General features: G+C 48.5%; 11 protein-coding genes and 1 pseudogene. 10 read left to right on the forward strand and 2 right to left on the reverse strand.

The genetic code is table 11. The annotated features are described in order from the left end of the window. Positions 1–64: 64 nt before the first annotated feature. Positions 65–388 (forward strand): annotated as a pseudogene (locus PGS38_RS09625) (HEPN domain-containing protein); the annotation flags it as partial. 460 nt (positions 389–848) lie between these two features. After that, positions 849–2,849 (forward strand): excinuclease ABC subunit UvrB, encoded by a 2,001-nt coding sequence (gene uvrB, locus PGS38_RS09630; protein ID WP_055228290.1) that lies wholly within the window; start codon positions 849–851, stop codon positions 2,847–2,849. A gap of 211 nt (positions 2,850–3,060) precedes the next feature. On the opposite strand, the gene PGS38_RS09635 is transcribed toward uvrB, so the two are convergent. Then, on the reverse strand, positions 3,061–3,279 hold the full coding sequence (locus PGS38_RS09635; protein WP_055228291.1) for a helix-turn-helix domain-containing protein: 219 nt from the start codon (positions 3,277–3,279) through the stop codon (positions 3,061–3,063). 172 nt (positions 3,280–3,451) lie between these two features. Between PGS38_RS09635 and PGS38_RS09640 the strand changes: the two genes are divergently transcribed. Continuing rightward, entirely contained in the window at positions 3,452–3,817 is a 366-nt protein-coding gene (locus PGS38_RS09640; protein ID WP_022461735.1) for a hypothetical protein, read from the forward strand. Between the two features lie 77 nt (positions 3,818–3,894). Here the strand turns inward: PGS38_RS09640 and PGS38_RS09645 are convergent, their stop codons facing one another. Beyond that, positions 3,895–4,113 (reverse strand): helix-turn-helix domain-containing protein, encoded by a 219-nt coding sequence (locus PGS38_RS09645; RefSeq protein ID WP_055218403.1) that lies wholly within the window; start codon positions 4,111–4,113, stop codon positions 3,895–3,897. 284 nt (positions 4,114–4,397) lie between these two features. Here PGS38_RS09645 and hrcA point away from each other — a divergent pair, with 284 nt between their 5' ends. The 7 genes from hrcA (at position 4,398) to secA (ending at position 14,103) form a co-directional block, all read left to right on the forward strand. After that, positions 4,398–5,456: a heat-inducible transcriptional repressor HrcA gene (gene hrcA / locus PGS38_RS09650; protein ID WP_022461073.1), complete on the forward strand. Its 1,059-nt coding sequence runs from the start codon at positions 4,398–4,400 to the stop codon at positions 5,454–5,456. Positions 5,457–5,505: 49 nt separating this feature from the next. Next, the gene (gene grpE / locus PGS38_RS09655) at positions 5,506–6,117 is read left to right on the forward strand and encodes a nucleotide exchange factor GrpE (RefSeq protein WP_055218747.1); all 612 of its coding nucleotides are present in this window, start codon (positions 5,506–5,508) and stop codon (positions 6,115–6,117) included. Between the two features lie 66 nt (positions 6,118–6,183). Further along, positions 6,184–8,061 carry a molecular chaperone DnaK gene (gene dnaK / locus PGS38_RS09660; protein WP_118641121.1) on the forward strand — a complete coding sequence of 626 codons (1,878 nt, stop codon included), beginning with the start codon at positions 6,184–6,186 and terminating at the stop codon, positions 8,059–8,061. Between the two features lie 255 nt (positions 8,062–8,316). Further along, positions 8,317–9,525, forward strand: coding sequence for a molecular chaperone DnaJ (dnaJ, locus tag PGS38_RS09665; RefSeq protein ID WP_117761695.1), 1,209 nt, complete (start codon positions 8,317–8,319; stop codon positions 9,523–9,525). Between the two features lie 167 nt (positions 9,526–9,692). Then, the gene (hisA, locus tag PGS38_RS09670) at positions 9,693–10,469 is read left to right on the forward strand and encodes a phosphoribosylformimino-5-aminoimidazole carboxamide ribotide isomerase (protein ID WP_117761694.1); all 777 of its coding nucleotides are present in this window, start codon (positions 9,693–9,695) and stop codon (positions 10,467–10,469) included. A 301-nt stretch (positions 10,470–10,770) separates the two neighbouring features. Then, entirely contained in the window at positions 10,771–11,298 is a 528-nt protein-coding gene (gene hpf, locus PGS38_RS09675; protein ID WP_055218411.1) for a ribosome hibernation-promoting factor, HPF/YfiA family, read from the forward strand. Positions 11,299–11,532: 234 nt separating this feature from the next. After that, positions 11,533–14,103 carry a preprotein translocase subunit SecA gene (gene secA / locus PGS38_RS09680; protein WP_055218413.1) on the forward strand — a complete coding sequence of 857 codons (2,571 nt, stop codon included), beginning with the start codon at positions 11,533–11,535 and terminating at the stop codon, positions 14,101–14,103. The last annotated feature ends 89 nt before the right edge of the window (positions 14,104–14,192 follow it).

The following is a 14,192-nucleotide window of genomic DNA, read 5'->3' on the forward strand; positions in this document are numbered from 1 at the left end:
GCCGATATTTTGTCTGCCGCCTAAAGCGGTCTGAAGCACGTGACTTTAGTCATGTGAGGTTCACGATTATAAAGGAGCCAATAACAGGGCATACTATTCTATTTTTCATGCAATTAAGGCAGTACATGCTGTAAGCGGTAAAGCATATAAAAGGCATAAGGATGCTGTGGCTAACTTCAATAAGGATTATGTGAAAACATCAGTGTTTCCAAGAGAAATGGGAAGGAAAATCGGACAGGCAGAAGAGATTCGCCATGCCAGCGATTATGATGATTTTTATATTGCAAGTAAAGAAGAATCAGAACGGCAGATTTCAGTTGCAGATGAATTTATAATTCTGGCAGAAAAATATTGTATGGAACAGCTTGAAAAACAAAAGGAAAATTGAAATGAACGAGGATGCCCCTCAGGGTTTGAAGCCCTGAGGGATATTTTATGTAAAAGTATATTATTCTAATAAGCGCAACGGATGCTCCACATACCACAATGGAAATATTATAGCTGAGGAGATTCCGCCGGAATTGCTTTCTTATATGGAAGAAGTATTACCGGAAAAGAAGGAGCTGGATACGGAAATTGTTCTGGATACAATGATAAATGTAAATGAATTTTTGAAGAACTAATGTTCGCATCATATATACAATTTTAAATTTCCATGATATAATATCTCTTACATTTGAGTGTTAATTCGTCCACGTTAGTTTTACTACTTTTTATCAGTCTATAAAATATCGGGTGGTGAACAGAATTCGTCGAGAGGCATATTCGGCTAAAATCAGAGAATGTGCTTCGACGAATTTCTGACTGATAGACGAACTTTTTTGATATAAAAACCAGGAGGTGCTTTTTTGCAGAATTCACAACAAATATTCAAATTACACTCCGAATACCAGCCTACAGGCGACCAGCCCCAGGCAATCGAAAAACTGGTCAAAGGCTTTCAAGAAGGCAATCAATGCGAGACTTTGCTGGGCGTTACAGGTTCCGGCAAGACCTTTACCATGGCAAATGTTATTGCACAGTTAAATAAGCCAACCTTGATCATAGCGCACAATAAAACACTTGCAGCACAGCTGTACGGTGAGTTTAAGGAATTCTTCCCTGAGAATGCAGTAGAATATTTTGTCTCCTACTACGACTACTACCAGCCGGAGGCTTACGTGCCGTCTTCGGATACGTATATTGCGAAGGACTCTGCGCGGAACGATGAGATTGATAAGCTGCGGCTTTCCGCGACTTCTGCACTGAGTGAGCGGAACGATGTCATTGTGGTTTCCAGTGTTTCGTGTATCTATGGAATCGGAAGCCCGAAGGACTACATGGAGATGATTATTTCGCTCCGCCCGGGAATGGAAAAGGACCGGGACGATGTGATCCGGCAGTTGATTGATATTCAGTATGACCGGAATGATATGGATTTCCACCGCGGTACGTTCCGCGTGCGCGGTGATGTATTGGAGATTTTTCCGGCGGAAGAGACGGACAAGGCGGTGCGCGTCGAGTTCTTCGGGGATGAGATTGACCGTCTGGTGCAGATCGATACGCTGACGGGTGAAATCTTATGTGAACTGAACCATATCGCAATCTTTCCGGCCTCCCACTACGTTGTGCCGATGGACACGATCCTGAAAGCAACAGGCGAGATTGAAAAGGATATGGAAGAGCAGGTGAAGTTCTTCAAGCACGAGGGAAAACTGATCGAGGCCCAGCGCATCGAGGAGCGGACCAATTTCGATATTGAGATGCTCAAAGAAACCGGCATCTGTTCCGGCATCGAAAACTATTCGCGTTACCTCTCCGGATTAAAGCCAGGCGAGCCGCCCTACACACTGATGGACTATTTCGGAGATGATTTCCTCATCATCGTGGATGAGTCGCATAAGACTGTTCCGCAGATCCGCAGCATGTATGCCGGCGACCAGTCGCGGAAATCGACGCTGGTGGACTATGGATTCCGTCTGCCGTCCGCAAAAGACAACCGTCCGTTGAACTTCGGCGAGTTCGAGGACCGGATCGATCAGATCCTCTTCGTATCTGCCACGCCGGGCGACTACGAGGCAGACCACGAGCTGCTGCGCGCCGAACAGATCATCCGCCCGACCGGCCTTCTCGACCCGGATGTCGAGGTGCGCCCGGTGGAGGGACAGATCGACGATCTGATTTCGGAAGTAAAGAAAGAAACTGAAAAACACAACAAAGTTCTCGTGACGACGCTGACGAAGCGTATGGCAGAGGATCTGACCGACTATATGAAAGAGGCCGGCATCCGCGTGCGCTACCTGCACTCCGATATCGACACCCTGGAACGGACCGAGATCATCCGTGATATGCGTCTCGATGTCTTCGATGTGCTCGTCGGCATCAACCTTCTGCGTGAGGGTCTCGACATCCCGGAAATCACACTCGTGGCGATCCTGGATGCCGATAAAGAAGGTTTCCTGCGTTCCGAAACCTCCCTGATCCAGACCATCGGCCGTGCCGCGCGAAACAGCGAGGGCCATGTTATCATGTACGCCGATGTGATGACCGATTCCATGCGCCTCGCGATCGACGAGACGAAGCGCCGCCGTGCCCTGCAGGAAGCCTACAACAAAGAACACGGCATCACTCCGACCACCATCAAAAAAGCCGTCCGCGATCTCATCAGCATTTCGAAAGAAGTGGCAAAGACAGAAGAAAAGATGGAAAAAGACCCGGAGTCCATGAGCCGCGAAGAACTGGAAAAACTGATCGGCCAGGTACAGAAACAGATGAAAGCCGCTGCCGCCGAACTCAACTTCGAAATGGCCGCCGAGCTGCGTGACAAAATGATCACACTGAAGAAGAGCCTGGATGACATGGAAGAATAAAAAATGAGAAATAAAAAAGAAGAAAAGAGCATGAAAAAAAGCGTGCCGGAAAAGCGACAGAAAACTTTCCGGCACGCTTTTTTGCGTCCGATTTTGATTCCTTCTTGTTCAGAATTGACGCAAAATAAGAATACCATTATAATATAAAATACGACCAAACGGTCGTATCAAAACGAAAAACACAAAAATAAAAAAGACAACAATAAAAAAATTAATCGCCGAATTTTCTCTTTTTACTGGAAACACTCAGCAGATAGTCGACCGAGCAGTCATAGAACCGTGCAAGCCGGATCACATAGTCGATCGGGATGTCGCGGATTCCTTTTTCGTAGCGGGAATAGACGTCGCGGTTGCATTCGAGCAGGGCAGAAATCTCTTTGATGGTGAGATCCTGATCGATCCGCATATCTTCAATTCTCTGGTATTTCATACGTTGTACCATCCTTTCAGATTCAAACCCATACTACCAAACGGTTGGATGGACAAAGTTAAATCAGATCATATGGTCGCAAATTGGAGAATGGGGCGGGAGAGAGAAACGGCGGGTGAAGACAGCCTGTGCAGAAAACAGAAAAATATGTACGGCAGAAATGGGGGAACGAATGGGAAAAGCAGAAAGAATAGAAATAGAAGATTTTGTCCAGAATATAGTGGAACGGATGGAGACGCCGGAAGCGTTTGAAAAAATGATCAGCCGGGAGGAAGAATGCGAAGCGCAGGGGCAGGAGAGCCGTCTGAGGGATGTGCTGAAGAAAGAATGGCCGGTGGACGAAAAGGGAGAGCGTATCTATCAGATCACTAATATATATGAAGAAAAAGCAGAAGAACTCCTCATTGTAGAACTGTATACCGGCATCCACCTGGAAAACGGAGTCCCGTGCGGGCATTTTACGCTGTATCTCTGCGGGGAGCCGGACGGATGGAAACTCAGCGAAACGCGGATGATGGAATATCTGCAGAATCTGTAAACGAAAAAGCAAAACAAGGAGAACAGGGAAAAGAAAAACTGTCCTCCTGCTTTTGCTGCGGCGGAGACACTGAAAAGTCAGGATCCATACGGCCGCTTCTCATCGCTGATGCCGACCAGATAATCCAGACTGACCTGATACAGCTCCGCCAGACGGATGGCAATGGAGATCGGCAGCTGCCGGACGCCTTTTTCATATCGGGTATACACATCGCGGTTGCAGCCGAGATAGTCGGCAACCTGGCGGATCGTCAGATCGTGGTCCGTGCGCAGATCCTCCAGTCTCTGATATTTCATGATTCATCACCTCTGAGAAAATGCTACTAAATGGTCGTATCGAAATGGCAGAATCCTACCATACGGCTATAGCGCCTTTGAAACAGTAGAATGCAATAAAAAAGAAAAGTCAGATTCCTTTTCAGAAAGAAAACGGTTTATACTTTTTTCACAATTTCTTCATAGAAAAACCGGGAAAAGGTGTTGACAAACAAAAGGCAGAGTGCTATCTTAAGAGCATAGATGTTAGCACTCCACTGAAACGAGTGCTAACAGGACTATACAACAGGAAGGAGCTTATCTTAGTGGATACAGAATTGGATGAAAGAAAAAGAAAAATATTAAAAGCGATCATCCAGACGTATCTGGAAACGGGTGAACCGGTCGGCTCAAGAACGATTTCCAAATACACGGATTTGAATTTAAGCTCCGCCACAATCCGGAATGAAATGTCCGATCTGGAAGAGATGGGTTACATCTTACAGCCCCACACTTCCGCAGGACGCATTCCTTCCGATAAAGGCTACCGCCTCTATGTAGATGAGCTGATGCGGGAAAAAGAACAGGAAGTTGCAGACATCAAAAACATGGTCATTGAAAAAACAGACCGAATGGAAAAAGTTCTGCAGCAGGTTGTCAAAGTCCTCGCTTCATCTACCAACTATGCAACGTTGATTACAGGACCGGAATATCACAGAAATAAAGTGAAATTCATCCAGCTCTCAAAAGTCAATGAAGAGCAGCTCCTGGCCGTCATCGTCGTAGAAGGCAACCTGGTGAAAAACCAGATGATCGACCTCGACGAGACCATCAACGATGAACAGATATTAAAGCTGAACCTGCTTCTGAACACACAGCTCAATGGCCTGACCATTGAAGAAATCAATCTTGGCATGATTAAGAAGATGAAAGAGCAGGCAGGCATCCACTCCGGCATCATCAGCAAAGTGGTCGATACCGTAGCGGAAGCCATCGCAGTCAGCGAAGAAGATGTGCCGGTGTACACCAGCGGCGCAACCAACATTTTCAAGTACCCTGAGCTTTCCGACAGCAGCAAAGCCAGCCAGCTGATCTCCACATTCGAGGAACGGCAGAAACTGGTCGATATGATCAAAGGAGCTGCCGAGGAGCAGGACGGAGAGGAAAATACCGGTATTCAGGTATACATCGGAAATGAATCTTCGATGGAACCCTTACGGGACTGCAGCGTGGTCACCACCACATACGATATGGGAAACGGTATGCGCGGAACAATCGGTATCGTGGGACCAAAGCGGATGGATTACGAAAATGTGGTAGATAACCTGAAAACATTAAAAGTTCAACTGGACGCCGTCTTCAAAAAGCCGGACACAGGTGAGTAGAAAGGTGGAATGATCAGTGAGCGAAGAAAATAGAAAGAAAGAGGAAACCATGGAAGAACCTACACGCGAGATGGAAAAAGAAACCGGAGCAGAGACCGATCTGCCGGAAACCGAACCGGCTGCGGAGCAGGAAGAAGCAAAGAAAGCAGCAGAGGCAAAAGAAGCGGAAGCTGCAGAAGAAACTGCTGAGGATGGCAAAGAACGAAAGTTCTTCAAAAAGAAAAAAGATAAAAAAGATGAGAAAATCGAAGAGCTGACTGACCGCCTGACCCGTCAGATGGCAGAGTTCGATAACTTCCGCAAACGCACCGAAAAAGAAAAAGCAAATATGTATGCCATTGGAGCAAAAGACATCATCGAGAAGATTCTTCCGGTTGTTGACAGCTTCGAGCGCGGACTTGCAACGGTGGAAAACCCGGAGGAAGATCCGTTCGCAGACGGCATGAATAAAGTATACAAACAGTTTACCACAGCACTCGATGAACTCGGTGTAACCGTGATCGAGGCCGTTGGAAAGGAATTCGATCCGAACCTGCACAACGCAGTGATGCATGTGGAGGATGAGGAAGCCGGCGAGAACATCGTCGTAGAAGAGTTCCTGAAGGGCTACATGTACAAAGGTTCCGTAGTCCGTCACAGTATGGTCAAGGTGGCTAACTAAGCCTTGAAGATAAATAAATAGAAATTAAACCATTTTTTAGCATAATTCATTGAGGAGGAAACAACAATGGGCAAAATTATTGGTATTGACTTAGGAACAACAAACAGCTGTGTAGCCGTTATGGAAGGTGGAAAACCAACCGTTATCGCAAACGCAGAGGGTGAAAGAACAACTCCATCTATCGTAGCATTCACAAAAACAGGTGACCGTCTGGTCGGCGAGCCGGCAAAACGTCAGGCTGTAACAAACGCAGACAGAACCATCCGTTCCATCAAACGTGAGATGGGTACTGATTATAAAGTAGACATCGAAGGAAAGAAATACTCTCCGCAGGAGATCTCCGCTATGATCCTTCAGAAACTGAAAGGTGATGCAGAGAACTACCTTGGTGAGAAAGTAACAGAAGCAGTTATCACCGTTCCGGCTTACTTCAACGACGCACAGCGTCAGGCTACCAAAGATGCCGGTAAAATCGCAGGTCTTGATGTAAAACGTATCATCAACGAGCCTACCGCAGCAGCTCTGGCATACGGACTGGATAACGAGAAAGAGCAGAAGATCATGGTATACGACCTTGGCGGCGGTACTTTCGATGTTTCCATCATCGAGATCGGTGACGGTGTTATCGAAGTTCTTTCCACAGCAGGAAACAACCGTCTGGGCGGCGATGACTTCGACCAGAAAGTAACAGATTATATCCTCGCTGAGTTCAAAAAACAGGAAGGTGTAGATCTTTCCAACGACAAGATGGCTCTGCAGAGAATCAGAGAAGCAGCAGAGAAAGCAAAGAAAGAGCTTTCCAGCGCAACTACAACCAACATCAACCTGCCGTTCATCACTGCAACCGCAGATGGCCCGAAACATCTTGATATGAACCTGACAAAGGCTAAATTCGATGAGCTGACCCACGACCTGGTAGAGAAAACCGCAGAGCCGGTACAGAGAGCACTTTCTGATGCAGGCCTTCAGGCATCCGAGCTTTCCAAAGTCCTTCTGGTAGGCGGATCTACCCGTATCCCGGCTGTACAGGATAAAGTAAGACAGCTGACCGGACATGAGCCGAGCAAGAGCCTGAACCCGGATGAGTGCGTAGCACTTGGTGCTTCCGTACAGGGTGGTAAACTTGCAGGAGACGCCGGCGCAGGCGATATCCTTCTTCTGGATGTAACTCCACTGTCTCTGTCCATCGAGACCATGGGAGGTATTGCAACTCGTCTGATCGAGCGTAACACCACAATCCCGACCAAGAAGAGCCAGATCTTCTCCACAGCAGCAGATAACCAGACTGCAGTAGATATCAACGTTGTACAGGGTGAGCGTCAGTTCGCGAAAGACAACAAATCCCTCGGCCAGTTCCGTCTGGATGGAATTCCGCCAGCAAGAAGAGGCGTTCCGCAGATCGAGGTTACCTTTGATATCGATGCCAACGGTATCGTAAATGTATCTGCAAAAGACCTGGGAACAGGAAAAGAGCAGCACATCACCATCACCGCAGGCTCTAACATGTCCGACAGCGAGATCGACAAAGCAGTCAAAGAAGCTGCTGAGTTCGAGGCTCAGGATAAGAAACGAAAAGAAGCAATCGACGCAAGAAACGATGCAGACTCCATGGTATTCCAGACCGAGAAAGCAATCGAGGAAGTCGGCGACAAGCTTGATGCAAACGACAAAACAGCAGTAGAAGCTGACCTGAACGCACTGAAAGATCTCATTGCAAAATGCAATCCGGAAGAGATGACCGATGCACAGGTAGCTGATCTGAAAGCAGCTCAGGAAAAACTGATGACAAGCGCTCAGAAACTGTTTGCAAAACTGTATGAGCAGCAGGGCGGCGCAGCAGGCGCTGGTGCTGGAGCAGCAGGTGCAGGCCCGGATATGGGAAATGCAGGAGCGGCAGGCGGCCATGACGACGATGTCGTAGACGCTGACTACAAAGAGGTTTAACAAATCAGACCCGGTGAAATACCGACTGTGAGTTGAAACAATAAATAAGATACAGAAAGGGCCCTGTGAGGCTGGTATTTACGGGGGACGGATCCGATTCCGCCCCCTGTATTTATGTCGATGGACAGGACAGCCGTTTGCTTTTGCGGAAGTACTGGCATTGTCCTTTGACATGTGTTATAGTAAAATATGTTTGAGCATAAACAGATGCTGAAACAGTATTTTGCGAAACAGAAATGAAAAAGGTGAACATAAATGGCAGAAAAAAGAGATTATTATGAGGTGCTTGGTGTAGACCGCGGAGCGGACGATGCAACCTTGAAAAAAGCATACCGTAAACTGGCAAAAAAGTATCATCCGGATATGAACCCGGGCGACAAAGAGGCCGAGGCAAAATTTAAAGAGGCGACAGAAGCCTATGGCGTGCTGAGTGATCCGGACAAACGGCGTCAGTACGATCAGTTTGGCCACGCTGCATTTGAAAACGGCGGTGGCGGCGCAGGAGCCGGCGGATTCGGCGGCTTCGACTTTGGCGGCGGAGATATGGGTGATATCTTCGGCGATATTTTCGGCGACCTGTTCGGTGGCGGCGGAAGCAGAAGAAGAGCAAACAATGGACCGATGAAGGGAGCAAACCTCCGCGCTGTTGTCCACATTACGTTTGAGGAAGCTGTTTTCGGATGCCAGAAAGAGCTCGAGATCAACCTGAAGGATACCTGTACAACGTGCCACGGAACCGGCGCAAAACCAGGAACTTCACCGGAGACATGCTCCAAATGTAACGGAACTGGTCAGATTACGTACACACAGCAGACCATGTTCGGTTCTGTGAGAAACGTGACGACCTGTCCGGATTGTAACGGAACCGGAAAGATCATTCGCGATAAATGTACCGCATGCCACGGCACGGGCTATACATCCAGCAGAAAACGCATTCAGGTCAACATTCCGGCTGGAATCGACGATGGACAGAGCATCCGGATCCGTGAAAAAGGTGAGCCGGGTGTAAACGGCGGACCGAGAGGAGATTTGCTTGTCGAGGTTCAGGTAACCCGTCATCCGATCTTCCAGAGACAGGATATGAACATCTTCTCCACTGCACCGATTACGTTTGCCCAGGCAGCACTCGGCGGTGATGTGAAGATCAGCACCGTTGACGGGGACGTTCTCTACACTGTAAAACCGGGAACCCAGACCGATACGAAGATCCGTCTGAAGGGAAAAGGTGTTCCGTCCCTTCGCAACAGCAATGTGCGCGGTGATCACTACGTAACACTCGTAGTCCAGACTCCGACGAAACTGAATGAGAAAGCAAAAGAGGCCCTCCGCGCCTTCGACGAAGCCTGCGGAAACCGCCCGGCAGCAGAAGAAAAAGCAGCCGACGGCGAAACTGCAGAGCAGCCGAAGAAGAAAAAAGGCTTTATGGATAAAGTGAAAGAGGCCTTTGAGGACATCGATAAATAAAGAACGGTGGCAAGCCGGAAAAGAAAGAAGAATCTGTGGAAAAAGCAGGTTCTTCTTTCTTTTCTATGAAAGAACCATGAAAATTTGGTGAATTTATACACAGAATGGTCGGATTTTGATATAATGTGGAAAACTTAAGGGGAGAGAAAAGAAAGGAAACGGGGAAAATGAGATTTCGACCATGTATTGATATTCATAACGGAAAAGTAAAACAGATTGTCGGGGGATCGCTGAAAGATCAGGGAAATCAGGCGAGCGAGAATTTTGTCTCGGAGCAGGATGCGTCGTACTATGCGCAGCTGTACGAAGAGCAGGGCATTACGGGCGGCCATGTGATTCTGCTGAACAAGGAAGGTACCGAGTTTTACGAGGAGACGAAGCGCCAGGCATTGCTGGCACTCTCGACGTACCCGGGCGGCCTGCAGGTGGGAGGCGGCATTGATGCGGAGAATGCGTGCGAGTTTCTGACAGCGGGGGCAAGCCATGTGATTGTGACTTCGTATGTGTTCCGCGACGGCCATGTGTTCTATGAAAATCTGGACAAGCTGGTGACGACGGTAGGAAAGCAGCGGCTGACACTGGATTTAAGCTGCCGGAAGCGGGACGGAAAATACTATATCGTGACGGACCGCTGGCAGAAGTTCACGGACGAAGAAGTGACAGAGGAACTGCTGCATCACCTGTCAGAATACTGTGATGAGTTCCTGATCCATGCCGTGGATGTCGAGGGAAAGGCTTCCGGCATTGAGACGGAGCTGGTGGAACTGCTTGCGAAGATGAAAGATTTTCCGGTGACGTACGCCGGCGGCGTGGGAAGTTTTGAAGACCTGGAGCTGCTCAAAAAACTGGGAAACAACCACGTCGATGTGACAATTGGCAGTGCACTGGATCTGTTCGGCGGCAAAATGAAGTTTGAAGACGTGCTGGCAGTATGCCGCCGGTAAGCGGAAACGGACGTTCACCCGCGCCATTCGCAAAACCGCGCTTTCAGCGCTCTCCGCTGCTGCGCAGCTCCTTTTTGCTCATAACCAGGCGCTCCCTTTGTATCTTATTCTTGACAGATTTTCATGCGAGCATGAAATCTGTCAAAAATAAGATACAAGTGAACTGTAACAGAAAAAACTCTAAAATATTCATGAATTTTCTAAATACTATTGCAAATAGAGACAACTATTGCTATAATTAGAGTTACTTACAGGGGAAGTGAAGAACCTGTAAAATTTGAGAGCAAAGGGGTTGGGCATAATGAAAATTACCATCAGCGGAAAAAATATTGACGTGACAGAGGGATTAAAAGCCGCGGTCAACGAAAAACTTGGCAAACTGGAGAAATATTTTACGCCTGACACAAATGTCATTGTAACCTTAAGCGTAGAGAAAGAAAGACAGAAAATTGAGGTTACCATTCCGGTAAAAGGAAATATCATCCGTTCCGAGCAGGTAAGCAACGATATGTACGTATCCATCGATCTGGTAGAGGAAGTCATCGAACGCCAGCTTCGCAAATACAAAAACAAAATTGCCGACAAACAGCAGGAAGCAGGAAACTTCCAGAAAGAATATCTGGAGCATGACTATCTGGAGGACGAAGACATCCAGATCATCCGTACGAAAAAATTCGGCATGAAACCAATGTATCCGGAAGATGCCTGCGTACAGATGGAACTTCTTGGACACACCTTCTTCGTATTCCGCAATGCAGAGACCGACGAAGTAAACGTCGTTTACAAGAGAAAGAACAACACCTACGGTCTGATCGAGCCGGAGTGCTGAAAAGTAAATAAAGAATGAACAGTCACCCTGTTTCCAGCTTAGAAAAGCTGTGAAACAGGGTGACTTTTTCGCGGAAAGGGCCGGAAAGTCCGGGAAAAGCCGTAAAAACAGCGGAAAACCGGGGAACGGCACCAAATGTTTACGAAAAATTCATTGTTATCTTGTGCCAGAAGTGGTAGAATAGTACCATATGTTAATATGGCAATTAATAGAGAAAGCAGGAGCAAACATTCTATGAAATTCACAGAAAAACTTTTTGGTACGCACAGTGAGCGCGAGCTGAAACGAATCTATCCAATTGTAGACAAAATCGAAGCTCTCCGCCCGACCATGCAGGCGCTGACCGATGAAGAGCTGCGTGCCAAGACAAAGGAATATAAAGACCGCTACAACGGAGGCGAATCCCTGGATTCCATTCTCCCGGAAGCATTCGCAACCGTCCGCGAGGCAGCAAAACGTTCCCTCGGTATGGAACACCACCGCGTACAGCTGATCGGTGGTATTATCCTCCATCAGGGCCGTATCGCTGAGATGAAAACCGGTGAAGGAAAAACCCTCGTTTCCACCCTTCCGGCTTACCTGAATGCACTGACCGGACGCGGTGTCCACATTGTTACCGTCAACGATTACCTGGCAAACCGAGATGCTGAGTGGATGGGCAAAGTCCACAGATTCCTCGGTTTGACCGTCGGTGTCGTTCTGAACGATATGAAGAACGATGAGCGCCGCCAGCAGTATGCATGCGACATCACCTACATCACCAACAACGAACTTGGTTTCGATTACCTGCGTGACAACATGGTGATCTACAAGGAGCAGCTCGTACAGAGAGAGCTTGCTTACTGTATCATCGACGAGGTCGACTCCGTCCTGATCGACGAGGCAAGAACACCTCTGATTATTTCCGGACAGAGCAGCAAATCCACCAAGCTGTACGAGACCGCAGATATTCTGGCACACCAGATGCAGCGCGGCGAGGCAAGCGGCGAGATGACCAAGATGACCGCGATCATGGGCGAGGAGATCGAGGAGACCGGAGACTTCATCGTCAACGAGAAGGACAAATTCGTTACCCTGACCGATGACGGTGTGAAGAAAGTCGAGAACTTCTTCCATATCGAGAATCTCTCCGATCCGGAGAACCTGGAGATCCAGCACAACGTGATCCTGGCGCTGCGTGCCAATTATCTGATGCACCGCGACAAGGACTACGTAGTCAAAGACGACGAGGTTCTGATCGTCGATGAGTTCACCGGCCGTATCATGCCGGGCCGCCGTTATTCCGATGGTCTGCATCAGGCAATCGAGGCAAAAGAGCACGTTAAAGTAAGAAGAGAGAGCAAGACTCTGGCAACCATCACGTTCCAGAACTTCTTTAACAAATACGAGAAAAAAGCCGGCATGACCGGTACTGCCCTCACCGAGGAGCAGGAGTTCCGTGACATCTACGGCATGGACGTTATCGAGATCCCGACCAACCGCCCGGTCATCCGTGTGGATATGGACGATGCCGTATACATGACGAAAAAAGAGAAATTCCACGCAGTCGTAGAGGAAGTCAAAGAGGCACATGCCGTGAACCAGCCGGTTCTGGTTGGTACCATCACCATTGAGACTTCCGAGCTGATCAGCAAAATGCTGCGCCGCGAGGGAATTCCGCATCAGGTCTTAAATGCGAAGTTCCATGAGCTCGAGGCAGAAATCGTAGCCCATGCCGGCGAGGCAGGAGCCGTTACCATCGCGACCAACATGGCCGGCCGTGGTACCGATATCAAGCTGGATGATGTGGCAAAAGCTGCCGGCGGCTTAAAGATCATCGGCACCGAGCGTCATGAGTCCCGCCGTATCGACAATCAGCTCCGCGGTCGTTCCGGCCGTCAGGGAGACCCGGGTGAGTCCCGTTTCTACATTTCCCTGGAAGACGATCTGATGAGACTCTTCGGTTCCGAAAAACTGATGGGCATTTTCAAATCCCTCGGCGTACCGGAAAATGAGCAGATCGAGCACAAGATGCTTTCTTCCGCCATCGAAAAAGCGCAGAAGAAGATCGAGGGCAACAACTACGGAATCCGTAAAAACCTGCTCGACTATGACCAGGTCAACAACGAGCAGCGTGAGATCATCTACAAAGAGAGACGCCGCGTTCTGGACGGCGAGAGCATGAGAGACACCATCTTCAAGATGATTGCCGACACCATCGACAATACCGTAGATCTCTGCATCGGCGAGAACACCGAGCAGTCCGAGTGGGATCTGACAGAATTAAATGAGATGCTGCTCTCCATCATGCCGGTGAAGGCAGTGACAAAAGAGCGCGTAGAGAAGATTTCCAAAAACGAGCTGAAACAGCAGTTAAAAGAGGAAGCTGTTAAACTCTACGAGGAGAAAGAAGCAGAATTCCCGGAGGAGGAGCAGATTCGTGAGCTTGAGCGTGTCGTTCTTCTGAAGGTTATCGACCAGAAGTGGATGGATCATATCGATGATATGGATCAGCTCCGCGAGGGTATCGGCCTGCAGGCATACGGCCAGAGAGACCCGAAGGTTGAGTACAAGATGGCAGCTTACGACATGTTTAACGAAATGCTCGAGTCCATCCAGCAGGATACCGTCCGTCTCCTGTTCCATGTACGTGTTGAGCAGAAAGTAGAACGTGAGCAGGTAGCCAAAGTGACCGGAACCAACAAAGACGAGTCCGGCCCGAGAAAACCGGTACAGCGCGCAGAGCGTAAGATCTATCCAAACGATCCATGCCCGTGCGGAAGCGGCAAGAAGTACAAACAGTGCTGCGGAAGAAAACCGGTTTGATAAAAGCAGAACAGCAGTGAGACGGATGAGCACGATCCGTTTGACAAAGCACGCAGCTTCCCTACCAGAAGCTGCGTGTCATACAAAAT

The sequence above is a fragment of the Fusicatenibacter saccharivorans genome, from assembly GCF_027667425.1.
Classification (GTDB): Bacteria; Bacillota; Clostridia; order Lachnospirales; family Lachnospiraceae; genus Fusicatenibacter; species Fusicatenibacter saccharivorans.

Excerpts from the sequence above, each read along its gene's own strand:
- PGS38_RS09635 (WP_055228291.1), bottom strand. The coding sequence starts at position 3,279 with ATGAAATACCAGAGAATTGAAGATATGCGGATCGATCAGGATCTCACC.
- PGS38_RS09640 (WP_022461735.1), top strand. The coding sequence starts at position 3,452 with ATGGGAAAAGCAGAAAGAATAGAAATAGAAGATTTTGTCCAGAATATA.
- PGS38_RS09645 (WP_055218403.1), bottom strand. The coding sequence starts at position 4,113 with ATGAAATATCAGAGACTGGAGGATCTGCGCACGGACCACGATCTGACG.
- grpE (WP_055218747.1), top strand. The coding sequence starts at position 5,506 with ATGGAAGAACCTACACGCGAGATGGAAAAAGAAACCGGAGCAGAGACC.
- dnaK (WP_118641121.1), top strand. The coding sequence starts at position 6,184 with ATGGGCAAAATTATTGGTATTGACTTAGGAACAACAAACAGCTGTGTA.
- dnaJ (WP_117761695.1), top strand. The coding sequence starts at position 8,317 with ATGGCAGAAAAAAGAGATTATTATGAGGTGCTTGGTGTAGACCGCGGA.
- hisA (WP_117761694.1), top strand. The coding sequence starts at position 9,693 with ATGAGATTTCGACCATGTATTGATATTCATAACGGAAAAGTAAAACAG.
- hpf (WP_055218411.1), top strand. The coding sequence starts at position 10,771 with ATGAAAATTACCATCAGCGGAAAAAATATTGACGTGACAGAGGGATTA.
- secA (WP_055218413.1), top strand. The coding sequence starts at position 11,533 with ATGAAATTCACAGAAAAACTTTTTGGTACGCACAGTGAGCGCGAGCTG.